The organism is Treponema sp. OMZ 798 (assembly GCF_024181385.1).
Lineage (GTDB): Bacteria > Spirochaetota > Spirochaetia > Treponematales > Treponemataceae > Treponema_B.
In genome coordinates, this window is record NZ_CP051305.1 from 2135200 (window position 1) to 2160155 (window position 24956).

Consider the following 24956-nt stretch of genomic DNA (forward strand, 5'->3'; position numbering starts at 1 on the left):
TAAGAAAAAAATAAATTTGCTAAAATATGGTATGAAAAATTGTGTTTACGCGGCATATTCGGAGGAAGATGCCAAGCATTTTATTAAAGAAGTCGGAAGTTTGTGGAATGTATCTTTAACTTTTGACAGCAGCAAAATAGTAGATCTTTTAAAAGAAAAACATTTTGATTTTGTAATTATAGATGCAGAGTCAGGCGGTCTTTTTCTACCCGATATCCCTGCATTAATCAAAAACGAATTCCCTCATATCCATGTATTTATTATAATACACTGTAAACAAAATGATTTACAATATAATCTCTTAAACTCCCATGTATCGAAAGTTTTTGAACTTCCAAAAGATTTAAAAGGCGTATATGACAAAATTGAAAATTTCTTTTTTGAAGAATTTTGTAAGGAAAAGGAACTTACCTACACGAAAGAAGACGAAAATACACAAATAATAAAAAAAGAAATAATCGGCATAAGCAAGGAAGCATGCGACCTCAGAGAGTTTATTTACAGAGCAGCTAACTCAAACCTGCCGGTCCTCCTATCAGGAGAAACAGGCTCAGGAAAGGGATTGACGGCAAATTTAATACATAGACTATCGCATGTCAAAGACAAAAAATTTATGCCGATAAATGTCAGCTGTATACCGGAATCATTAGCAGAATCTTTTCTATTCGGCACCGAAGAAGGAAGCTTCACAGGCGCAATTAAAAAAGAAGGAGCCTTTTTTGAAGCCTCCGGAGGGACAATTTTTTTAGATGAGATGGAAACCCTTTCAATGGATATCCAAGCAAAACTTCTGCATGTCCTAGAATCGGGCCTTATAAGACCCGTCGGTTCGACAAAATCAAAGCAGGTAGAATTCCGCTTGATAGCAGCTGCAAACGAAGATTTACAAAAAATGATTAACGAAAAAAAATTCCGCCAAGATCTCTACTATAGGCTGGATGTTCTGCACCATGAAATACCGCCTCTAAGGAACAGAAAAGAAGACATAAAATACATTGTTCAAGCTTATCTTGCCAAAACAGAAAAAACGATAAGCGATGAAGCTCAAACAAAGCTGAATTTTCATAATTGGCCGGGAAACATAAGAGAATTATTCAACTGCCTGGACAGGGCCTGCACTCTTGCAGGCCGGGGAGAAAAGATAGAAAATCGTCATATAAAATTCTAGTCGTTTTCGGCGGGTTTTTGGGTTTGGTGAATACCTTTTCCTTTTAGACAAACCGTACCGTCTTTTATAATTATTTGCCCCAAGACATTAACGGGCCTATCCGGATCTATTTTTGACACAAAATCACAAAAAACCGGAACAACGCCTTCCAATACCTGCTTTGTATCATAACCGACCAAGAGGTTAAAGGCTGTACTATATGTACCGGTCTGTATATTGGCAGGCATCCCCTTCCATACTACCCAACAATCAAGATAAAGGAGAGGCTCCTGTTTTACCTGAGCATAAGAATAAATATCCTGTATGTTATCAAAGCCGGGCTCTTCAAAATAGTCCATCAAAAGTCTGGATTTTTGTTTTATTGAAAAAGAGGCGTTAGATGAAAGAAGCCTGTTTATCTCGACTTGGGCAGCATTATCTCTATGAGCTTTAAAATATGCTTGGGCATCCGAATAAGCTTGTAATATTTGACTCTGAGTCAAGACATAAATATATGAACCTTCCATATCTACGGCATATTTTCTTTCATTACTGTCCAATTTAAATTCATCCAAATTAGCTCTCTGGCTGTCTGAAAACTGCCTTGTCTTGCTGATATATGGAACAATAAAAACCAAAGATATAATCGAAATCCCTAAAACAAGGGCTATAGCAATAAATCTTCCTTTTTTTTCTTCATGGCCAGGTCTGGGAAAAAGAGTCTTTATTTTACCCGACTGAACAAAATTGCCCAATTTTTCCGGCGAATTATTCTTACGGATAATGTCCAAGCCTTTTTTTGCAAGTTTACAATTGGGGTTATGTTCAAGAGCTTGTAAATAGTATTCGACAGCCTCTGTTGTAAGAGAGCGCCTTAATGCCATAGCAGCATAGGTTGACAGCAAATCGGAGTCCGTCGGTTTTATTTGCCTGGCTCTTAAAAAATAATCCATAGCACCTTGAATATCCCCTGCATAAAAAGACGCCAAACCTAAATAAAAATGAAAGGCAAAAGAGTCCCTGTATTCCACAACATGGGGCTCCAATAAAGAGATAACATCATTGTATTTCTTTTTAGATAATAATTTTTTACCTTGATCTACAACGGAAATAGCCATTTTTTATTCCTGTATATTTTGTATTGCATTATCTGTCTGTTGTATTAAATCTTCAATATATTCGTCAGAGGCCATATCAGGATTTGATTCAACTTCAAGAATTTTATCCAATAAAGTCTGTATATATTGGTAATCTTTTTCGTTTTTAGGATTTGCAGTTTTATCCTGAGGGACAGGGATATTGGTATTAGTATTTTCGTAATCCGCCTCTTTTACATTCCCGTCATTTTTTCTTAAGAAGTCATAACAGCCTATAAACATTGTTACCCTTAAGCTATTGCCGTTTTCTAAGATTTCGTTAGGCCAAACAAAAAGCAAGGCAGAATCATTATGCGAATATTGAGTACTAAACAATCTTCCTTGAACGGTTTTAGGCATCCAGTTAATACTTTGGAGCCTTTCCCAGTTAGCTACATAAATTTGATCCGGCATTTTGGCTTCCGAATGGTTTATTAAAAACAGACAAGCTAAATCTGAATTTGCAGAAATAACGGCAGAATCTTTTTCAAATTTAGGTTCCAAAACCGTTTCTCTGAAAATTCCGGTTCTTAGATCCGTATAAAGAGGAATTTTTCTATTCTCTCCGAGCTTCGTATCAAAAAGAGCCTTTAATGCAAATTCTGCCGTAACGCCGCTTGTATTTTCAACTATAGTTTCAATCTTTAGAAGCGGGCCGCCGGTACCATAAGTCTGTTCCGTAAAGGATAATGTTTGAGTAACATAAAAAGAATCATCAAAATCATATACAATTTTTATTGAATCTTCATCAGCCTCAATGGTGACGGGTTTTCCCAATCTCTTTTTTAATTCATAAACCTTATTATCCTTATAAACATAGAATTTATTGGTACGGCCTAGGGATATGTCATCATAAAGAGGAGTGTATTTTCCCTTTCCTCTGACAGAAAGATTATAGAGACAAAAATTTCCGGTCTTTCTAAAAACCACCAACTTAAGATTATCTTTTAAAAGTTCGTAATCAGGCAGTGATTTAGCATGTATAAAAAATGTTGTCAAACTTAATAATAAAATTATAAAATACCTTTTTCCTTTCATTGGCCTTTTTCCTCCAAGAGTTGGTTATACATACTCTGCAAAATTTTAGCTTTTTTTATTAGAGCCTCAATTGCAGCCCGTCTGGCTTTTGGATCGGAATAATCTGCAGCAGGAGATTCACCATCCGCAGCCATTTCTGAAGTGTATTTAGCATCCATCTTTGCTAAGATTGCCAAAAGCTCTTGATTTTTTAACTGAAACATTACAAGTTGGTCATGCAGTTCTTCATTCCGCTTTCTTTCTATTTTGAGCTGTTCCGAAAGATCTGCAATCCTGATATCGCCACCGGCATCGGAAGATTGTCTTTGATATGCAGCAATAGTCTGCTCATAAATTTTTTTATTTTTTTCCGATTCTTCCGAAAGTTTTAAAAGCTCTTCATGACTTATTTTTAAAAGTTTTAAGAGTTCATCCTGTGTAGATGCCTGATCTATAAGGGCAATCTTATATCTGGAAGGTTCAACCTTAGCTGAAGAGGGGTAATCTATTATAACACGCGAAAAAATAGTTCGGGCATCTTTTAGGCGTCCTGCCATGTAGAGGTTTTCGCCTATCCAGTAATAAGCCGAGGCAGTTTGTCTGTGATTCGGGTATTTTCTTAAAAAGCCGTATAAAATATTTATGGACTGATCATGCTTCGCAGACAGACAGCATATTCTGCCTTGTTGATAAATAACCTCTGCTGCCTTAGGACTATTAGGAAAGCGTTTTAAAAAAGTTTCGGCATCTTTTAGGGCAACAGGATAATTGCGGGCTGAGGCATTTGCCATTATAAGCCAGTAAATAGGCTCATCCAAAGAATTTTTTGAAACTTCAATTGCCTTTTGAAAGGAAAAGAGTGCAGACGACCAGTCAGACCGGGCATAGGCATCCAAGCCGGATGACATATAATCTGTATAATTTTGTGTAAAGGCATTTACGGTAAAAAGTAAAAAAAATAAAATTACAATTTTTTTCATATTCTTAAATCTCCTGAAAAGAAAGCTGAACCTGACACAATTACGTCGGCACCGGCATCGATCACCGACCCCACATTTTTTGAATCGATCCCACCATCGACAGAAATCAAATAATTATATTTTTTTTCTTCACGCAATGACCTTAACCGCTTAACTTTTTCTAAACAATACGGTATAAGCCTTTGTCCTCCGAATCCCGGATTAACACTCATAACCAAGATAAGATCTACCAAGGGAGCTATTTCTTCAAGCATTCCGACAGGTGTAGTAGGTACAATGCTTACTCCGGCCTTCATTCCATGAGCACGGATATCGGCAATAAGTCTGTCTGCATGAATAGATGCTTCAGCATGAAAGGTAAAGTAGTCTGCACCTGCATCTGCAAAGGCTGAGACTAAATTTTCGGGATTATTGACCATTAGATGCACGTCAAAAACAAGCCCGGAACAAGGCCGTATGGCCTTTATTACCGGAGGTCCGAAGGTTAAATTAGGCACAAACTGCCCATCCATAACATCTATGTGAACCCAGTCGCCGCCGTTTTTTTCTATAAAGGTCAATTCTTCCCCTAGTTTTGAAAAATCTGCACTTAAAAGTGAAGGACTTAATTTAAAACACCTATCCATATATTCCATATTAGCAAACAAACAAATATATGTAAATAGGTAAATACTAAAAATTAATAAGTAGTATCATCCATTTTCATAAACTCATCCCTGACCTTTTGAAGGCGGAGGAGCTCCCTTTTTATCGTCCTCTCATAGTTTAAATCTCCGGAAGCAATGCGGGCTCTTTCATTTTCCCAAAAAGGAAGACTGTCTAAAAATAAAAATTGGAATTCCCTCATGTTGGCTTTTTCAGCCCATAATTTTGCCTCATTCCAATAAACAAGGGCTGTTTCATAAAATTCTTCAGCCTTAGACAAGCTTTCTATGTTCTGTTCTTTCCAAGGATAGTTATAAAAGTATGCAGCCTGCTTATCGAATTTACTTCCCAATCTTAAATGCTGTTCGACCATTTTAAGGTTGAGGTGCATCATAAACATGTACCGGTATTTTTCCCATTCTTTTTTGGTAGTGATTTTAGCCAAAGCATGGAGGGGATTACAAAAATCTGCATTTATGGCCCTTTCGAGCCAATAAATATTTTCGACGATATCATCGGGCTCTTGCTCGTAATGAATATGGTAGAGTTTATAGTATTGTTCCTTATATTCTACAAAATAAGGGAAAATTTGATTAGAGAAAATAAAAAAACATAAAATTACAAAAAAGAAACGCCTTTTCATCGATTATATTTTCGGCAAATTTTTTACAATACTCCATAATTTCTCGTGAATTTCTTCAATTTGTTCAACGGCGTTAATTATAACTATGTTCATTTTAGGCTCTTTTAACTTGTACTCATCTATAATTTTCTTATACTCGTCTTGAACCTTGTATTGAAAAGTTTTTTCTTCGTATATTTCGAGGACATTACTGCGTCCCATTACCCGGCCCATAGAAATATCGACAGGCAGATCAAAGAAGAATAGAAATTCCGGGAGGGGAAAGCCTTCATTTTGCAATTTTGCAAGGCCGGCAGCCCCGTCAGCAGCTTGATAGGCAAGACTTGAAAAAAGATATCTATCCGAAAAAACAGCCCTGCCCTCATTAACCTGTTTTAGAATACCTTGCAAACCGTAAATATGTTCGCATCGGTCTGCTGCAAATAAACGTGTCATAGTTTCAGGAGCAAGTTCAAAGGAACCTTGAAGCGCCGAGCGGATTAGAGTTCCTATAGGGCCTGATGTAGGCTCTTGGGTAAATGAAACAAGAGAGCCCCTATCTTCAGACTCAAACCTTTCCTTTAAAAGCCTCATCTGGCTCGTAGTCCCTGAGCCGTCTATTCCTTCAAATACAACAAAGTTGGGTAATATCATGAGGCCTATCATAACATTTTTTTTTTTGATATAATAGTAGTCGAGTGGAAAATATAAAAAAAAGGCGCATCATAGAAATTATCGTTTTTCTCGCAATAGTTGTAAGCTCACTGATAGTTTTTCATCCGGCGGCTAAGGCTTTGGAAGAGCAGCTGGTATATGTAAGGGATAATCTTATAAAGGCAGTGGAAGACGAATTTGAAATAAAAATTACCTATGCATCTATATCTCCCTCCTTTTTTGATAGAATCAAAATAAGGGATGTTAATATTTACAATGCCGAAACAGGCAACAAAATAGCGCACTTTTCACTGCTTTATGTAGATTACAGGCTTATCTCATTAATCAAAAAAGATTTTACTTCTGTAGCGGCATCCTTAGGTGTTTATGACGGACTTATAGATTTTAACATTGAAAAAAATAAAAATATTTTAAAAAAAATCAAAATAGAAGGAAATATCGATGATCAGATAACAAAAAATCAAAAAAAAGAAGCCGATATAGAATTTTCGGCAGATATATTAAAAATTATTGAAGATAATTTAAAAAAAGTTAAAAATATAAAACCTATAAAGATAGAATTAAAAAATATTGCCTTAAATTACAGTAATAAAAATTCAAACGCATCTTTCTATACTTCAAGCGGGAAATTTACATTGAATTCGGGTAAAATTGATTTTTATATAAATTCAAGTCTTAGATATAACAGCTTTATACAAACAAATTTTCCGGGGTTCAGTACAATCATAAATATAAACGGTTCATTTTATCCCGACACCGTTTCAGCCTCTTCGATACTAAACTTTTCAGACATAAGAATAGGAAACATTTATATAAATAAATTTTCGGTATTTGCATCATACTTAGACAAGATAGCTTCAGTTACAACCCTTCAAGACATTCAGCCTATTGATGTAAAAGGTTCTTGGAATATGTTGGAAAATATAGGCAGCATAAATCTTGAGTGTAATGACTTAAAACCTCTGTCAGTCATTTCTCCTTCCGAAGGAATGGATATTCTTAAAGAATTAAAAGATGCAGCTTTTACAGGACATTTTAATTTAAGTTTTGCTAAACCCGAAAAACTTTTATGGGATACATCCTTTTCAATTAAACTACCGAAATTTCAAATAGCCGGCAACAAAATTGAAAAATCCATACTCAGTTTTAAGGCCGATGGAGACGAAAACCTTATAAAACTTCAAAACTTAAAATTAACTAATTCCGATATAAATTTATCTGCCCAAGGCTCTTACAAAATAAAAGAAATTTTACCTAACTTTTATTTAAATATTTCAAAATTTAAATTACAATCGGGTGAAAATATGGCTATGAGCCTAAATGTCTCTTCAAACAAAAATAAAATATTTTTAAAAATTCCCCGTGCCGATATTGGTAAGGCATCTTTAGAGAACATACAAGGCTTATTGGAGAGAAAAACGGAAAAAACCGATATATATTTTTCCGGAAAAGATCCTACCGGAGGCTTCAGTATTGACGGTACATGGACTCATCCTTCAAAAGCCGGATCATCCAACAAAAATCCGGGCTATTTAGAGCTTCATGGAACTATCGACTCCATAAGCATTGAAAATATTTACAATGGAGCACTCTCTTTTTCCGGATTAACAGTTCCCGGGCAAAGCTTATTGGAAGCTTCAATCGCCCCTGTTCAAATGACAAGCGAATTTTATATATCAAGCGACTTTGAACACTTTTCGTATAATATAATACAAGCTGTTCTTGCATCTAATTCAAAAAACGGATTTTACAGCTTGTTTTCGCTGCAAGGAAACGAATCTTCTCTTAATATAAGCGATATCGATATTCTCTTTAATAATATGAATCTAAGAGGAAACGTAAATTCATCCTTTGAAAAGGATAGCATGATTTTTGATTCACTTCTAACCTTAAACGATATAAGTTATAAGGTTTCAGGCCTCTTGACTGATGAAATGATAAGCATTTACGGAGATTATGATCTAAACATAAATATTCTAAAGGGTGCCGAAAAAAAGTTAAAAGGAACTATGCAGGTAAAAGAGCTTCCCGTTCCGTTTATAGATTCTCTTTTTTCTGCTGATACATCCTTTGAATATGAAAATAATACAAATTGGGGGCTTACCTGCAATTATGCGAAATTGGAATATCTTGAAACCGATATTACAAAAACTGATGAAAGCCTTGAATTTTATGCTGAAGGCTATGCAAAACCTACAGAAGTTTTTTTTCATAACGTAAAAGCAGGAATAAAGAATAAACAGCTTGAAGGAACTGCAGCCTTTAATTTAATTCCTTCTTCAGATGAAAATATTAGTCAATATGCAGCCAATCTTTCTCTTGCGGATAAAAATAAAAAGGAAAACTTTATATTCAACTCATTATTTACCATTTCGGATAAAATTTACTTTGATGGAACATGTAAAATAACAGATATATCGCTTAAACGTTTTTTAAAAAAACAAAGGCCTGAAAATAAAATCGAAGCCGAATTTGTTTTTCTCGGGAACCAAGATTCTCTTTCGGTAAAAGCCGACTTAAAAAATATATCGTTTAATCTAAACGGTCAAAATATTGAAGGAAGGGCTGCAGCCTTTATCGATAACGATAAGATGAATCTTTATGAATCATCCTTTAAATGGGGAGGGCATAAGATTAATAACATCGAAGCCTTTATAAATCCTTCAGAGCAAAAAGGAGCCCTTACATTTTTATATGAGATGGAACCAAAAAAACAGGGTAATAAAGAAACCCAGGATACAAGGGCTTCTTTTTCTTTTAATTTTATATCTACAGCAGATAAAAAAAACACGGAAAACCAAAACATAATCGAAAAAACTCTTAGCCTGACTTCCCATTTTAACATTGAGATGAAGATATCCGATTGGATTCTCGCAGGTAAAAAAGGAGAGGAAAGCATCAAAGCTTCATTGGTAAAAGAACCCAGTATTATAGCTTTGTATGCCGGCAACAATGACGAAATATACGGTTTTAAAACAGATGACGGAATTGTCTCCCTTCACATAGATGAATCTTTTCCATTCCATCTAAACATTGACGGAATGCTGGCCGGGGATAATATAAATCTTTCCGTATCAAATATAGGTATCGATCTTGCAAAGGTAATAAACATTATACCCAATAACGATATTATCAAATTTTCAGGCGGTAAGGTGCAAGGCAATCTCCAAATAAGCGGTACTCAGAAGGACCCTCTATTTTACGGAAGTCTTAAAGGAGAAAAGCTATTTTGTACATCGCCGGCCTACTCTCCCGATACCTATGGACCTGTAGAAATTCCCATACAATTTGACGGCACTATTATATCCGTCCCATACACTGTTTTACACGGAAAAATCGGAAGTCTATGGGCTGAAGCTTCATCCGAATTTATCGGCTGGATTCCTTATTACACTACCGTAGACTGCGGAATCCTTGAAAATACGCAGGCCTTGATAAGAACAAAAAACATAGCCTTTCACGCTGATGGAAGGGCTGAAGGCAAAATAAGACTTGAAATAAACCCTGAACTTATTACCCTTGAAGGCGATGCCTATTTCGATAAGGGCTATTTTTCAATTCCGTTTGCTGATCTACAAAAGCAAAGCGAACAAGCATCAACCGGCACCGGCATACCGGCTTTTTACATGAATTTAAATTTGAATTTGGGAAAAAAATCGGAATTTAGATTTCCATCAACGGAGTTACCTTTTTTAAGAGCTTTGGCTTACACTGAAAATGAACCTTTTAACCTAAACCTTGATACGGGACTGGGAAAATTCGAAATGTCGGGATCCGCAAAGATACGTACAGGCGAAATTTTTTATATAAAAAGAAACTTTTATATAAAAGAGGGAGAACTAAAAATTCTTAACTCACCTTTTCAGCAAATTGAACCCATAATATCGGTAAGAGCCGAAATAAAGGATAAAATGCCCGACGGCCAGCCTCTTACAATAAATTTGACGGCAAAGGATCAGCATCTTGACCTTGAGCGTTTTAGACCTGTAATCTCAACCTCCCCTCCAATGGCCATGTCGGCTTCCGATACAATGAACTTGATGGGTCAGGTGGCCTTAGGAGACTTAAAAAACAGCAATGTTTTAAAAGAAACCTTGAGAAATGCCTCAGATATTTTAGCAAATATGGGTATCATGAGGCGGGTTGAGCAAGAAGTCAGAGACTTTCTGCATATAGATGTATTTTCCGTAAGAAGTCTACTCATACAAAATGTTATTTTGGAAAATTTATTTAGATCTTCAAAGGATAAGCCATTGACAATCGGTAACTATTTTGATAATACAAGTGTTTACATTGGTAAGTATTTTGGTTCTGCCATATATGCAGATGCAATGCTGCATCTTAGCTATTACGATCCGCTTTCTGCAAAAACAGATGTTGTTAGAAAACCGGTTTACGGAAATTTACTGTTTCAACCGGAAATAGGTTTTGAAATGAATACTCCGTTTGTCCTGCTTAGATGGCACATAGCTCCGAGCAGACCCGATTCTCTGTTTGTATCAGATACAGGATTGACACTATCATGGAAATTTTCTTATTGATTAAGGGGATAAAAATGTTGAAGAAAAAAATTATAGGTTTCATGCTAATCTTATTTGCTTTAAACTGCTTTGCTCAAGAACCTGAGGGATGGTATAATGGAAAACCGGTTCTAGAGATTCAATTCAAAGGTTTACAAAATATCGACAGCTCAGAATTAGATGAAATTTTCAAATCATACAAAAAAAAGCCTTTTTCTGATGAGCTATATTGGGAAATCTTACAAAAAATCTATGCATTGGATTATTTTACCGATATCGTTCCTAAGGCGATACCGGCAGACGACAAATATCAATACGTATTTTTGGAATTTATAGTTAAGGAAAAACCGGCCGTAAAGGATATTGTGTTTACAGGCAACAACAATATCAGAAAAGCAGACTTACTTTCAGCTATCAAGGTAAAGAAGGGCGACATTTTTAATGAAGTTAATATAAAAAATGCTGAAAGAGCCTTAAAAGACTTTTATATAGAAAAAGGATTTACAAAAGCAGAAATATCAAGTAAAACCTCTGAAAATAAAGAGAAAAACAGCATAAATGTCGAATTTTTTGTAAAAGAAGGCAAAATGTCTGTAATAACTAAGATACTTTTTGAAGGAAATTCAAAATTTCCGGAAAAAGCCTTAAAAAAGGTACTTGTATCCAAAGAAGCATGGTTACTGCAAAAGGGCTTTTTTAGAGAAGACGCCCTTCAAGCCGATAAAAGTGCAATTAAACTATTTTACGGCGAACATGGATATATAGATGCCCATGTTGAAACAATAAAAAAAGATGTAGATACCGAATCCGATCCGCAAAAAGACCAAATTACCCTTACCTATGTAATAATGGAAGGAGAACAGTTTACCTATGCAGGAGTGGACTTTCAAGGCAACTATATTTTTTCAACCAAGGAATTAAGCGAAAAATTCAAACTTAAAAAAGGCGATATCTTTAATTTGAAGAAATTTGAAATCGGATTTGGGGATGTAGCCAACCTATATTTTGAAAACGGTTATACAAGTAACTATATAGATAAAAAAGAAAACCGTAATACGTCAACTAAAGAAGTCTCCTATACAATTATAATTGTTGAACGAGAAAGAAGCCATGTAGAAAACATAATAGTAAAAGGGAACACAAAAACTAAGGACAATGTTATCTTAAGAGAAATTCTCATAAAGGAAGGAGACGTATTCTCTAAAACAAAACTAATAAATAGTTTTAGAAACTTAGCCAATCTAAGATATTTTTCGGCTGTTTTACCGGATGTTCTCCCCGGTTCAGAACCTGACCTTGTCGATATTATAGTCAATGTTGAAGAACAATCTACAGCAGGAATCCAATTCGGCGTTACTTTCTCAGGTTCGCCTGATCCTGATACCTTTCCAATGTCAGTATTTGCACAGTGGGAAGAAAAAAACTTATTTGGAACAGGAAGAGAGCTGTCGGTTAATTTAAATGCCGCAAGCGACATACAAAGTTTAACCCTAGGTTTTACGGAAAACTGGTTTTTAGGTAAACCCCTTTCAGTAGGCTTTGATTTTTCGGTAGCGCATAAAAATTTATATACTTATCAGGACATTCTTTATCCCCTTAACAATGTTCCTGACCCGCACGTAACCATTGAACAGTTTAATGAAAATCCTTCTCTGTCTGAAGCATTTAAAATGAAGTATGACCGCCTTGAGTTTGGAATAGGCATGAACTCAGGATATAGATGGTTCCCTAAATTTGCGGTTATAACATTGAGAGGCGGGGTAAATTTCGGCCTCGTAAAGAATTTTTACAACAGCCTGCTTTACAGACCTGCCGAAGAAAAAATAAGAACACAGCAGGAAAGATGGAGCTTGAGCAACTCATTAAAGATAAAACTATCTTTGGATGATAGAGACCTTGCACATGATCCTTCTAAGGGATGGTTTTTAAGCCAAGAAATAAGTTTTTTCGGCCTTTTCCCCAAAATTGAAGATGAGTACTTTTTTCAATCCGACACAAAGGGCGAATTTTATGTAACTTTATTGGATTACCCTGTAAGCGATATATGGAATTTAAAATTTGTTCTAGGGTTCTACTCAGGCTTCTCTTTCCAGATCCCTCTTGAGAAAAAACCAATCAGCTTTGACCGAATGTTTTATATTGACGGAGCCTTTAAGGGAAGAGGATGGATAGGTTTGGGACCTCAAGGAGCCGGAACTGTTATGCAAAATAACTGGATAGAATTCAGATGGCCTTTGGCCCATGGAATTTTATCCTTTGACTTCTTCTTTGATGCCATAGCCGTCAAACATGACCTAAAGGATTTAAAATCCTTAAGTATAAATGATTATTATTTCAGCTTCGGTCCGGGATTGCGCTTTTCAATACCTCAATTCCCCTTGCGCTTGATGTTTGCAAATACCTTTAAATCCCAAAACGGAAAGCCGGTATGGGGCAACGGAAAAAATGCCGACTGGAGATTCGTTCTTTCATTCAATATACCCAATTTATAGGAGTTTAATTAATATGAATAAAAAAAGTACCCTAATTATTGTTACTATGTTATTGATGTCTCTTGGAATCTATGCACAGCAGATTACCCGCTTTGCAGTTATAGACACCGGACTTATTTTCGATACTTTTAGACGGGATGCAAAGGCAGCAAGGGACTATCAGGAAAAAAAGGAAAAATTTGAAAATCAAAAAAAACTTCTTGAGGCTGAAATTGTACAGCTTAGGCAAAAAAAAGTTAATGCAGAAGCAGATGGAAAAGACTCTGAAGTAAAAAAATATGAAGAAAAAATAAAGAGCAAAATTACCTTATTGATGGAATATGTAAAGGCTTCCAATGACGAATTGAATATGCTCAGAAAAAATCTTATCAATGATGATATTTTTTACAGCAGCTTATATGAGGCAGTCCGAAGAGTAGCCGAATCTGAAGGCTACACAATGGTTTTAAGCTATGAGCATAATACAGGCATCATATGGTACAGCCCTACTGTCGATATTACCGACAAGGTTATCCAAGAATTAAGAAAACAAAGTGAATAAGCCTCAAACGCCCATGATGAGGCAATACCTCAGCATTAAGGCACAATACAAGGACGAAATACTTTTTTTTAGGCTCGGCGATTTTTATGAGATGTTTTTCGATGAGGCTGTTGAAGTAAGCCGGATCTTAAACCTGACTCTCACAAAAAGAGCCGATGTACCTATGTGCGGCATACCCTATCACGCCGCAAAAATATACATAGCCCGCCTCCTCAGGGCAGGGAAAAAAATTGCAATATGCGAGCAAGTTACGGAGCCCGTAGCAGGAGGCTTGACCGAGCGCAAGGTTGTTGAAGTTATCACTCCCGGCACCGTTGCCGAAGACGACTTTTTGGAACAGGGAAGCAATAACTACCTTGCGGCCGTATATTGCTCAAACAAAAAAACGGAAGGAACCTGCGGTCTCGATTACTATGCAGGACTAGCCTATATAGATGTTACCACTGGCAATTTTTTTGCTACTTCATTCCCCAAAACAGACTTTAAAGAACAGTTTTTAAAAGAAATCGGAAGAATCAACCCCAAGGAAATTTTAATTCAGCAGTCACTTCAAAGCGAATTTCCCGGCTTAAAGCAAATTCTTTCGGAATTTCCCTCGATGATGCAAAACTTTTATCCCGATTGGAGCTTTAACCCCGATCAGGCCGAAAAAAGGCTTTGCGCAGCCTTCGGAACCGAAAACCTAAAGGGCTTTTTACTCGATATCGATTCGCCTGAAGTTCCGCCTGCCGGCCTCCTGCTTCAATATTTGGAAGAGATTTCAGGCAGGGATATTTCCCATATTTCGGGGATTAAAATCTATGCCGAAAGCGACTTTGTTTCCTTGGATGATTCCACAAGGAAAAATTTGGAACTTTTGACCAACTTAAGGGATAACAGCCCTGCATACAGCCTCTTTGAATCCGTAAATTACACAAAGACGGCCATGGGAACCCGCCTTTTAAGGAGGAGGATAAGCTATCCGCTCCGCTCAAAGAAGGAAATAGATAAGAGACTCGACAAGGTAAACAGTCTTTTCAAGGACGGAAAGGCTTCAGCGGTTATAAGGGAAACTCTTTCTTCAATACTCGATATTGAGCGTCTTTCGGGCCGCATTGCCATGAAAAAGACCCACGGGAAGGATCTTTTAGCCCTAAAACAAAGTCTTAATTCCGTAATAAGGATGGGCAGCCTCATAGAAGAAAAAAAGCTTAATTTTTTGCAGATTAACGATGAAGAAAAAAAGCTGCTTACCGAAATCTGCAACCTTTTGGAAAATTCGATAGATGATGAGTGCACAATAGCCTTAAATGACGGAAAACTTATAAAAAAAGGTTTTTCAAAAAAGGTAGACTCGATAAAAAACATAAAAGAAAATGCCCACGGGATTCTTGAAAAGTATTTGGACGATGAGCGGAAAAAAACCGGTATCAATAATCTAAAAATAAAATATAACAGAATGATGGGCTATTTTTTAGAAGTTTCTTTAGGCAATATATCGGCCGTTCCCGATTATTTTATCCGGCAGCGCTCCCTATCAAATGCAGACCGTTTTACCACCGAAACCTTACAACAAATTGAAGACAATATAAATAACTCGGAAGAAAGGCTTATCGATGCCGAAAAAGAAGTATTTGATGAGGTCTGTGCCGAAATAGGCTCTCATCACCGCTTTTTACAAAAACTTGCAGAAGAAGTTGCCGAGCTTGATGTAAACCAGTCCTTTGCACAGGCCGCAATTTTGCATGCTTGGACAAGACCGGAACTTTGCGATAATTCGGGTATCTTAAATATAACAAACGGCAGGCACCCTGTAGTCGAAAACCATCTTAGAGCCGGAGACTTTGTTCCCAATTCCATTGAACTCCTGTCGGGAGAAGCTTCAAATCAAGAAGATAGAACAATTCCATCCTTTGCCGTTATTACAGGGCCCAACATGGCGGGAAAAAGCACTTTTTTACGGCAGACAGCACTAATCTGCCTTTTAGCCCAGATTGGCTCCTTTGTTCCGGCCGAAAAGGCCGTTTTAAGCCCCGTAGATAAGATCTTTTGCAGAGTGGGAGCAACGGACAATCTTGCCCGAGGGGAATCGACCTTTTTGGTCGAGATGATAGAAACGGCCTACATTCTTAATTCGGCAACACGGAACAGCCTTGTTATCATGGACGAGGTCGGCCGAGGAACTTCGATGGAGGACGGGCTTGCCATAGCTCAGGCCGTAAGCGAACACCTCCTTAATATCATAAAGGCAAAAACCCTCTTTGCAACCCACTACCACGAGCTTACCCGTTTGGAGCACGAAAAAATCATAAACCTAAAATTGGATGTGCTTGAAGCGGAAGGAAAAATAGTTTTTTTAAAAAAGGTCGTACCCGGAGCTGCGGGAAACTCTTACGGCATCCATGTCGCAGGCCTTGCCGGTATCCCTCAAAGCGTCTTAACAAGGGCCGAAAACCTTCTATACATGCGAAGCCAATTCCAAAAAGAAAGAGCCGGTCAAGCAGCAAGCCCTTCCGGCATCACAGCCGTCGGCTCCGAAGAAAAAACTGCCTCAAGTCCGGTTTCAAAGGGCCTATCCCTCTTCCCGGAAGAAGAGCTTATCTTAAACGAAATCTTATCAACCAATCCCGATGAAACAGCCCCTATAAAAGCCCTCCAGCTAATCGCCTCATGGAAAAACAGGCTTTCGGGGAAATGACAAAGGACAAAGTACGAATGGCAAGTGACAAAGTGTGAATGACGAAGTTTGACATTCGGCATTTGAACTTTCCAACATTCGACATTCGTACTTCCAATCGTTCGACATTCGCATTTTCTTTTATTCGTACTTTCTAAAATTCTTTTTTCAAATTTTACTATTTATTCAACCTAGAGCCCTATAATTATATGAAGGCAGAGAAGAAGATAAAGCCTGTTAAGGAGTTTGTATGAACAATGAAAAAACTTTTTTAAATCCCAAAACTGATTGGGTATTTAAGCTGATGTTTTCTAAAGGCGAGGAAGGCAACAAGGCTCTTATAAGCTTTCTTAACGCTTTTTTGGAAGATTCTTACGGTAAGATCAAAAAAGCCGAAATCCTAAACACCGAACTGATTCGGGACAGACCGTCGGGTGAAACTTACCGCCTCGACTTTTTAATTAAAACCGACACAGGTCTTCTTGTAGACCTTGAAATGCAGCAGTTTTGGAAAACCAACTATCCCAGACGGAGTCAAATGTATCTTATGCGGTTAGCTTCACGTTTTTTAAAATCGGAGCCCAACGAAGACGATTTTTTGTATGCAATAAGCCTCTCTGTCTTTGGCTGCGATGTTCCTAAAAACGCAGAGCTTGTAAAGATGCCTGAGGGTTCTGTAATCCAATATCTTTATGTTGAATTAAACGAGCTAATAGTTTATACTATGAAAAAGAGACTTGAAGAGTATAATCTAAAAGATTTTTGGATAAGGTTTTTGGCCAACTATGAAGAAGATAAAAAAAGCGGAATGTTGGAAGAATTGTGCAGATTGGAGGAGGGTATAAGAATGGCAGAAGCGACACTCTTTAGGGTAACGGATGAAGAGAGGCGAATGGCAATAGAACTCTCTAACGAAAAATACGAGATGTATGTCGAATGTGAAAGGAATGAAGCTAGAAGACTGGGATTAGAGGAAGGCCGTGCCGCAGGTTTAGAAGAAGGTTTAGTCGAGGGCCGAGCTGAGGGAGTAAAGCAAACCGCCAGAATGTTAAAACAGTTAGGAGATTCAATCCCCAAAATAATCCAAGTTACAGGACTGAGTAAAGAGGAGATAGAACAACTCTAATCAATTAGGGGAGGACAACCCCTTTTTCGGAGAAAGGTGTTTTCCTCCCCTACACCCCTCCTTTCGCCAAAATTCCGCTTAGGGGCAAAGCCCCTAAGAACCCGGTTGGTTACAAAGTTTTTGGGTTACTCTTTAGTTGAGGTAGGAAACAGAGGATTTGGGTAGAGTTAAGGGCTCTATATAATTCGCAGAATTTCGGCTCTCATTTACAAGAAGCCGGCTCAAAACCTTAAGTTATGACGAAAAATATCCTTATGCAGGCGGAGATGAGCACTATGCCGTTTATTTTGAAGACCCGGATAGAATAAAATTAGGAGTAGTTGCATCGGAGTAAAATATGAAAGCTCAAAAATTAAAAAAAACGCATTTACACAGTTTTTTGGACAGGGTCTCATTTTTATCAACCACAAATGTAAATTTTATTTTTTTATTTTGTGAAGAATATAAAAGACGTTTTATCATACTGCTTTCAAAGGCATGAGGTGTTTTTACAGAAATATATTTTGCAATATTATTTAATAAATATTTTTTTACATCTTCATCATTAATTTTTATAAGTTCGGAACCTAAGGGTATTTCTATATTGTTTTCTTTATATGAAAGATAGTATTTCCCGTCAGCATAGTCCGCTCCGGCAGGTAAAAAATAAAAGGGTGAGTTTGACCCTTTTTCATAGAAAACGGCAGAATGTCCGTCATTAATTACCGCTAATAACTCTTCAAAGTATGTATAAATTTTATATTTATCGCTTTCATACATAATTTTATTTGAAAGCTCAAAATATTTTTCATTAAGATTATTTAAAATACCATCATTTAAAAAAGGAGAATACTCTTTAATATATGAATATAATTCTGCTAAACTTATAATGTGGTTTTTATTTTGTTCCGGTCTTAAATTTCTATTAGGAACCTTAGTATCGGAACAGCCAAAATACATTACAGTAAAACAAAGTATAAATACTATTTTTTTATAATACCGTTTCATAGTTGTTATTTTAGCATGAGTTAAATAGATTGTAAACATACAAAGTTTGAAACAGCCTGTTATAAATTGTAAGAGAATTGAAAAAAAGCAATTTGCAAATGGACATTCGATTGTCCGTTTTATCGGAATTTTAACTTAAAAGCTCTTGCATTATTTCCTGTAGAATGCTATTATATGACTGAAGAAAAATGCCATTTTTGTCATTTTTCTTCAGTGAGGCGGATATGAAGCAAATTAAGCGGAATACTTATTTAGAACAACTGATAAGAAAAAGAGAAAACGGTTTAATCAAGGTGGTAACGGGAATTAGACGGTGCGGAAAATCTTACCTTTTAGACCCGATTTTCAAAAATTATTTACTAAAAACAGGCGTGCCCAAAGATCACATTATCAAAATTGAGCTGGATAAAATTACAAACAAAAAATTTCACCGCAACCCTCTGGCTTTTGACGAATATATCCGTTCATTTTTAAAGGATAAAAAAAATTATTATCTTATTCTCGATGAAATTCAGCTGGTAGAAGAATTTGAATTGGTATTGACAGGCCTCCTTTATGAAAAGAATGTCGATATATATGTAACGGGGAGCAATTCCAAATTTCTTTCATCGGATGTTATGACGGAACTGCGGGGCAGGGGCGATCAAATCCATATAAACCCCTTATCGTTTCGTGAATTTTATGCAGCAACGGGCGGTGATAAATATGAGGGTTTTGCAGAATATTTGCACTATGGCGGTATGCCTTTAAATCTTTCAATGAGCACCGACAGGGAAAAATCAGAATATTTAAAACAACTATTCGATTATACTTATATAAAAGATATTGTTGAACGGAATAAAATTAAACGGGCTGATATTCTTGATTCAATTATACATATTTTAGCATCATCTGTCGGCTCATTAACAAATCCTCAAAAAATCCATGATACTTTTAAGAGTAAAGGTGAAAAAGAATTATCGCTAAATACGGTAAATTCGTATTTGGATGCCGTTGAAGATGCTTTTATTGTAAAAAAAGCTCTCCGCTATGATGTTAAGGGAAGAAAATATATCAATACACCGCAAAAATATTATTTTGCAGACTTAGGCTTACGTAACGCAAAATTAAATTTTCGTCAGCAAGAAGAAAATCATTTGATGGAAAATGTCCTTTATAACGAGCTGATTATTAGAGGTTACAATGTAGATATCGGTGTTGTTGAAATTCGCCAAAACAATAAACGTCTTCAAACCGAAGTTGACTTTGTATGTAATGCAGGAAATGAGCGATATTATATTCAATCGGCCCTAAATATCGCAACACCGGAAAAGACCGAACAGGAATCCCGCCCGCTTATGCATATTGCCGACAACTTCAAAAAAATAATTGTCGTAAAAGATGTCATAAAACCGTGGCGGACAGAAAACGGTATATCGGTTGTCGGCCTGCTGGATTTTCTACTTAATGAAAACATCTTAACAACATTGTAATAAATTATGCATTATTTAGGTTATGCCGGCCTCGAAACAGAGCTTACAGTGGAATAATTTGAGAATTTTACAAATTTAATAAAATTTCATTTAATCAAAAAAAAGCTCTTGACAGTTTTCTAAGGCGGAGATTATACTAATGATAGTAGTTTTTCTACAAAAAATAAAAAAAATACTTGACAAAATGGGGGGGGGGGGGGGTAGAATAATATTAAGAAAATTTCATGGGAGTAGTTTATGTGTAAAGAAAATTATTATGCAAAAAGTTTAAATTCACAAAAGTTGTTCCAAGTTTATGAAACGGCGATTCCTCGTGTAAAGCAGTATTTAGATGAGGAAATCAATTTTATCAAAAAGAAGTTGACAGGCAATGAATCCGTCCTTGAAATCGGCTGCGGATATGGGCGTATCTTAAAAAAACTCTATCCCTATGCAAAGGCGGTAACGGGAATAGATATTTCGGAAGATTCAATTAAATTTGCAAAAGAATTTTTAAAAGACGGTTCAAATATTTATCTTGAAACAATGGATGCCTATAAAATGAATTTTAAAGAAGAATTCGATATGGTTCTTTGTTTACAAAACGGGCTTTCGGCAATCAAGGGAGAACCTGAAGAGCTTATACAAAAATGTATAAAAGCCTTAAAAAAGAATGGGAGAGCTTATTTTAGTACTTATAGCTCCAAATTTTGGAATATCCGTTTAGACTGGTTTAAAGAGCAAGCCGATAAAAAACTTTTGGGAGAAATAGATGAAGAAAAAACAAAGGACGGTATCATTATCTGCAAAGACGGATTTAAGGCCCGAACCTTCACCGAAAAAGATTTTGACGATTTAGGTAAAAAATCCGGCCTTGAATATGAGATTAAAGAAATAGATGAGTCAAGTCTATTTTTAATCATAAAAACTTGAGGAGACACGATAAACAGTTCGGCAGCAATACAGCCTCACTGTTTATCTGTCGAGTTTTGTGCAAAGCACAAAACATCGCATTATTGTATGCAGTTTGTAAACAAACTGCGTGAAAAAACTTTTTTCGGAAGCTAATGCTTCCTGCAAAAGTTTTATAGGAGGTTCACGATGAGTGACGAAAAACTGAACGAGAACAAGGCTGTTCTCGAAGGAAAGACGGATCCGAAGACTATAATCCGCTTTGTAGTTTATAGTTTGATCGGAATTTTTATGTTTTTTATTCCGATTGCAATCGGAGGAAAAAAGACTATTCCATTGGATCACATTGTAGGATTTATTCAAAAGATTCCCTACCATGCACAGTACTGGGGGCTCTTGCTTTGCTGTGTGGGCGTAGTTTTTCCTTTTGTAACCGGCTCATGGAAAAAGACCAAGGTAAAGATGGTATTCTCCATTATTAACATTCTTGCAATTCCCTTTGCAATTATGACCGTATTCAAGGTAGGCCCCGAAGCTCTTTTAGCAAAAGGAATGCTTCCATTTATCTACGGTAAAATAGTTGTTCCTGTTACAACTATTGTTCCTATAGGCTCGGTCTTTTTGGCATTTATTGTCGGTTATGGTTTAATGGAATTTGTCGGGGTCTTTATGCGCCCCGTAATGAAGCCTGTCTGGAAAACTCCGGGAAGAAGTGCCATTGATGCAGTAGCTTCTTTTGTAGGAAGCTATTCGATAGCCTTACTCATCACAAACCGCGTGTACAAAGAAGGCAAGTACACCAATAAGGAAGCTGCAATAATCGCAACGGGTTTTTCTACCGTATCCGCAACCTTTATGATAATCGTAGCAAAAACTCTCGGCTTTATGGAATATTGGAACTTCTATTTTTGGACAACGGTTATAGTTACCTTTATAGTAACGGCAATTACGGCAAGAATATATCCTCTATCCAAAAAAGCCGATTCCTATTATGAAGACAGAAAAGGCGACATTGAAACCGATGTAAAGGGAAATAAATTTAAGATCGCCTTAGGAGAGGCTGTAAAGGTTTGCAACTCCGCACCTTCCCTTCTTCAAAATGTAAAAATAAATTTGCTTGATGGTATAAAACTTGCAATAGGCCTTGCCCCTTCCCTTATGGCAATCGGAAGTTTAGGCCTGATTATTGCAAAGTATACCCCTGTCTTTGACATAATCGGGTATATCTTCGTGCCGTTTACATGGCTGATCCAACTGCCTGAACCCGTTCTTGCAGCAAAGGCTCTTGCCACAAGCATTGCAGAAATGTTCTTGCCGGCTCCCTTAGTTGCAAGCGCCTCGGCAGGTACAAGGCTTGTAGTGGCCGTCGCCTGTGTTTCGGAAATCTTATTTTTCTCGGCCTCAATCCCCTGTATGATGAGCACGGAAATCCCATTAAAGATAAAGGATTATCTTATCATCTGGGTTGAAAGGGTTATCCTTTCGATTCTGCTGACGGCCCCCTTTGTGTATATCTTTACGTATTTAATAGCAAAGTAAGCGGCTCCCCTTGTTCTTTAAGCTTAAAACCAATATAATTTTTATAAGTTCTAAGCTCTTTAAAATTTAAACTTATTATGATATAATTCTTCTTAACATAATATTTATTAAAAGGAGAAAAGTTATGATAGTTGTAAACACAGATTTTATTTCGGGAAAAAATATAGAAACCATTGCTTTGGTTTTCGGCAGTACCGTCCAATCCAAAAATATGTTTAAAGACTTCGGAGCAGGCTTAAAAAACCTCGTCGGTGGTGAGCTGGGCTCCTATACTAAGATGATGGATGAAGCAAGAGGAATCGCTATTGAACACATGATAAAAAAGGCAGAACAAATGAATGCAGATGCAGTTATCAACCTACGCTTTTCAACATCTGCCGTAATGCAGGGTGCTGCAGAAGTTACGGCCTACGGAACTGCAGTAAAATTCGTATAAAATAACTACAATATTTATTTTTAAGGAGATAAGAATTATGATTACAAACAAAGAAATCGCATCTGCGATGACCATTAAACTTGACGCAACACTTCCTCCCGATCCTGTTTTTGAAAAGGGAATCAGGCGTGCACCGAGCCGGGGCTTTAACTTGACAAAGGCGCAAACCGAAACAGCATTAAAAAATGCCCTGCGCTATGTACCGGAAGAACTTCACGAAAAGCTCGCTCCCGAATTTTTAGATGAGCTTTTTACCTACGGCCGAATTTATGCTTACCGCTATAGGCCTCACGGAAACATTTACGGAAAACCCATAGACGAGTACAAGGGTAAGTGCCTCGCAGCAAAGGCTATGCAGGTTATGATCGACAACAACTTGGACTTTGATGTTGCCCTCTACCCTTACGAACTTGTTACCTACGGTGAAACAGGCTCTGTCTGCCACAACTGGCTCCAGTACCGCCTCATCAAAAAATATTTGGAAGAATTAACCGAAGATCAGACCCTCGTTATGGAATCGGGGCACCCCTTAGGCCTCTTCCCCTCAAAGCCTGAAGCCCCTCGGGTTATAATTACAAACGGCCTTATGATAGGCATGTTCGATAATTATAAGGACTGGGAAATTGCAGAAGAAATGGGAGTTGCCAACTACGGCCAGATGACAGCCGGCGGCTGGATGTATATCGGTCCTCAGGGTATCGTTCACGGAACATTTAATACAATCCTCACAGCCGGCCGCAAGGAACTCGGAGTTGCAAGCGACGGCGACTTAAAGGGAAAACTCTTTATTTCTTCCGGCTTGGGCGGAATGTCCGGAGCCCAGCCCAAGGCTTGCGAAATAGCAAATGCCGTCGGTGTTTTTGCCGAGGTCGATAAATCGAGAATCAACACCCGTCTTGAACAAGGTTGGGTTCACGAAATGTCCGATAACCTTGATGAAATCTTTAAAAAGGTTGACGAGTACCTAAAAAAGAAGGAGCCCATCTCAATCGCCTATCACGGCAACATTGTAGACCTTCTTCAATACTGTGTAGACAAAAATGTTCACATCGACCTCCTTTCGGATCAGACCTCCTGTCACGCACCCTATGAGGGCGGCTACTGTCCCGAAAAGATGACCTTTGAAGAAAGAACAAAGCTCCTCTACGAAAACCGCGAAGAATTCTGCAAGAGGGTAGATTCTACATTAAAGCACCACTTTGAGCTTATCAAGATTCTTTCTTCAAGAGGAACCTACTTCTTCGACTACGGAAACTCCTTCCTAAAAGCCGTATTTGATGCAGGAGCAAAGGATGTTTCCAAAAACGGAATTGACGAAAAAGACGGATTTATCTTCCCCTCATATGTAGAAGACCTTATGGGACCCGAACTCTTCGATTACGGTTACGGCCCCTTCCGCTGGGTATGTTTGTCCGGAAAACCTGAAGACTTGGATAAGACCGACGCTGCCGCAATGAGCTGCATCAATCCCGACCGCCGAGGTCAGGACAGAGACAACTACTACTGGGTACGCGATGCCAAAAAGAACAAGCTCGTTGTAGGAACTCAAGCCCGAATTCTTTATCAGGATGCCGAGGGAAGAAGAGACATAGCCTTAAAGTTTAACGAGATGGTTCGCAAGGGCGAAATAGGACCGGTTATGATGGGACGCGACCACCACGATGTAAGCGGTACGGACTCTCCCTTTAGGGAAACCTCCAATATCAAGGACGGAAGTAACGTAATGGCAGACATGGCCGTACAGTGCTATGCCGGAAACGCAGCCAGAGGAATGAGCCTTGTAGCCCTTCACAACGGCGGAGGTGTAGGTATCGGAAAATCCATTAACGGCGGCTTCGGCCTCGTACTTGACGGAAGCGAAAGAGTTGACGAGATTATCAAGTCCGCAATTATGTGGGACGTAATGGGAGGCGTCGCCCGCCGAAACTGGGCCCGCAACGAAAACTCCATCACCACCAGTATCGAATACAACAAAAATTATTCTAACGGCCACATCACGATTCCCTACGTTGCTAAGAATGAGTTCATAAAAAAACTGGTCGAGCAAAAATATAAAAAATAAAAACGGCTGTTA

General features: G+C 37.6%; 17 protein-coding genes and 1 pseudogene. 11 read left to right on the top strand and 7 right to left on the bottom strand.

All coding sequences use genetic code 11. The annotated features are described in order from the left end of the window. Nucleotides 1–31 precede the first annotated feature (31 nt). Nucleotides 32–1168 (top strand): sigma 54-interacting transcriptional regulator, encoded by a 1137-nt coding sequence (locus E4O07_RS09910; RefSeq protein ID WP_253685341.1) that lies wholly within the window; start codon nucleotides 32–34, stop codon nucleotides 1166–1168. Here E4O07_RS09910 and E4O07_RS09915 read toward each other — a convergent pair. The 6 genes from E4O07_RS09915 to tmk are packed head-to-tail and all read right to left on the bottom strand — an operon-like array spanning nucleotide 1165 to nucleotide 6213. Then, nucleotides 1165–2265 carry a tetratricopeptide repeat protein gene (locus E4O07_RS09915; RefSeq protein ID WP_253685343.1) on the bottom strand — a complete coding sequence of 367 codons (1101 nt, stop codon included), beginning with the start codon at nucleotides 2263–2265 and terminating at the stop codon, nucleotides 1165–1167. The genes E4O07_RS09910 and E4O07_RS09915 overlap by 4 nt on opposite strands. Nucleotides 2266–2268: 3 nt before the next feature. Next, nucleotides 2269–3321, bottom strand: a complete 1053-nt coding sequence (locus E4O07_RS09920) for a hypothetical protein (protein ID WP_253685345.1) — start codon at nucleotides 3319–3321, stop codon at nucleotides 2269–2271. Next, complete coding sequence (locus tag E4O07_RS09925) at nucleotides 3318–4280, bottom strand: tetratricopeptide repeat protein (RefSeq protein WP_253685347.1); 963 nt, start codon at nucleotides 4278–4280, stop codon at nucleotides 3318–3320. Before E4O07_RS09925 ends, E4O07_RS09920 begins: the two co-directional genes overlap by 4 nt. Beyond that, on the bottom strand, nucleotides 4277–4906 hold the full coding sequence (gene rpe, locus E4O07_RS09930; protein ID WP_253685349.1) for a ribulose-phosphate 3-epimerase: 630 nt from the start codon (nucleotides 4904–4906) through the stop codon (nucleotides 4277–4279). The genes E4O07_RS09925 and rpe overlap by 4 nt, the downstream gene beginning before the upstream one ends. Before the next feature lie 53 nt (nucleotides 4907–4959). Then, nucleotides 4960–5568: a hypothetical protein gene (locus tag E4O07_RS09935; protein ID WP_253685351.1), complete on the bottom strand. Its 609-nt coding sequence runs from the start codon at nucleotides 5566–5568 to the stop codon at nucleotides 4960–4962. A 3-nt stretch (nucleotides 5569–5571) separates the two neighbouring features. Continuing rightward, a complete protein-coding gene (gene tmk / locus E4O07_RS09940; protein WP_371921919.1) occupies nucleotides 5572–6213 on the bottom strand; it encodes a dTMP kinase in 642 nt (213 codons plus the stop codon). A gap of 32 nt (nucleotides 6214–6245) precedes the next feature. Here tmk and E4O07_RS09945 point away from each other — a divergent pair, with 32 nt between their 5' ends. From E4O07_RS09945 to E4O07_RS09965, 5 genes are all read left to right on the top strand, one after another. Beyond that, entirely contained in the window at nucleotides 6246–10763 is a 4518-nt protein-coding gene (locus E4O07_RS09945) for a translocation/assembly module TamB domain-containing protein (protein WP_253685355.1), read from the top strand. After that, entirely contained in the window at nucleotides 10745–13234 is a 2490-nt protein-coding gene (gene bamA, locus E4O07_RS09950) for an outer membrane protein assembly factor BamA (RefSeq protein ID WP_371921921.1), read from the top strand. The genes E4O07_RS09945 and bamA overlap by 19 nt, the downstream gene beginning before the upstream one ends. Before the next feature lie 13 nt (nucleotides 13235–13247). Next, complete coding sequence (locus E4O07_RS09955) at nucleotides 13248–13775, top strand: OmpH/Skp family outer membrane protein (protein WP_253685359.1); 528 nt, start codon at nucleotides 13248–13250, stop codon at nucleotides 13773–13775. A gap of 13 nt (nucleotides 13776–13788) precedes the next feature. Next, entirely contained in the window at nucleotides 13789–16452 is a 2664-nt protein-coding gene (mutS, locus tag E4O07_RS09960) for a DNA mismatch repair protein MutS (RefSeq protein ID WP_253688138.1), read from the top strand. A gap of 229 nt (nucleotides 16453–16681) precedes the next feature. After that, nucleotides 16682–17557 carry a PD-(D/E)XK nuclease family transposase gene (locus tag E4O07_RS09965; RefSeq protein WP_253685361.1) on the top strand — a complete coding sequence of 292 codons (876 nt, stop codon included), beginning with the start codon at nucleotides 16682–16684 and terminating at the stop codon, nucleotides 17555–17557. Nucleotides 17558–17947: 390 nt separating this feature from the next. Here the strand turns inward: E4O07_RS09965 and E4O07_RS09970 are convergent. Next, nucleotides 17948–18496 (bottom strand): annotated as a pseudogene (locus E4O07_RS09970) (hypothetical protein); the annotation flags it as partial. A gap of 272 nt (nucleotides 18497–18768) precedes the next feature. On the opposite strand from E4O07_RS09970, the gene E4O07_RS09975 reads away from it, so the two are divergent. The 5 genes from E4O07_RS09975 (at nucleotide 18769) to E4O07_RS09995 (ending at nucleotide 24944) form a co-directional block, all read left to right on the top strand. After that, entirely contained in the window at nucleotides 18769–20016 is a 1248-nt protein-coding gene (locus tag E4O07_RS09975) for an ATP-binding protein (RefSeq protein ID WP_253685365.1), read from the top strand. A 237-nt stretch (nucleotides 20017–20253) separates the two neighbouring features. Continuing rightward, nucleotides 20254–20928, top strand: coding sequence for a class I SAM-dependent methyltransferase (locus E4O07_RS09980; RefSeq protein WP_253685367.1), 675 nt, complete (start codon nucleotides 20254–20256; stop codon nucleotides 20926–20928). A gap of 168 nt (nucleotides 20929–21096) precedes the next feature. Next, a complete protein-coding gene (locus tag E4O07_RS09985) occupies nucleotides 21097–22446 on the top strand; it encodes a YjiH family protein (RefSeq protein ID WP_253685369.1) in 1350 nt (449 codons plus the stop codon). Between the two features lie 124 nt (nucleotides 22447–22570). Beyond that, on the top strand, nucleotides 22571–22882 hold the full coding sequence (locus tag E4O07_RS09990; protein ID WP_253685371.1) for a YbjQ family protein: 312 nt from the start codon (nucleotides 22571–22573) through the stop codon (nucleotides 22880–22882). 37 nt (nucleotides 22883–22919) lie between these two features. Next, nucleotides 22920–24944 (top strand): urocanate hydratase, encoded by a 2025-nt coding sequence (locus E4O07_RS09995; protein WP_253685373.1) that lies wholly within the window; start codon nucleotides 22920–22922, stop codon nucleotides 24942–24944. Nucleotides 24945–24956: the final 12 nt, after the last annotated feature.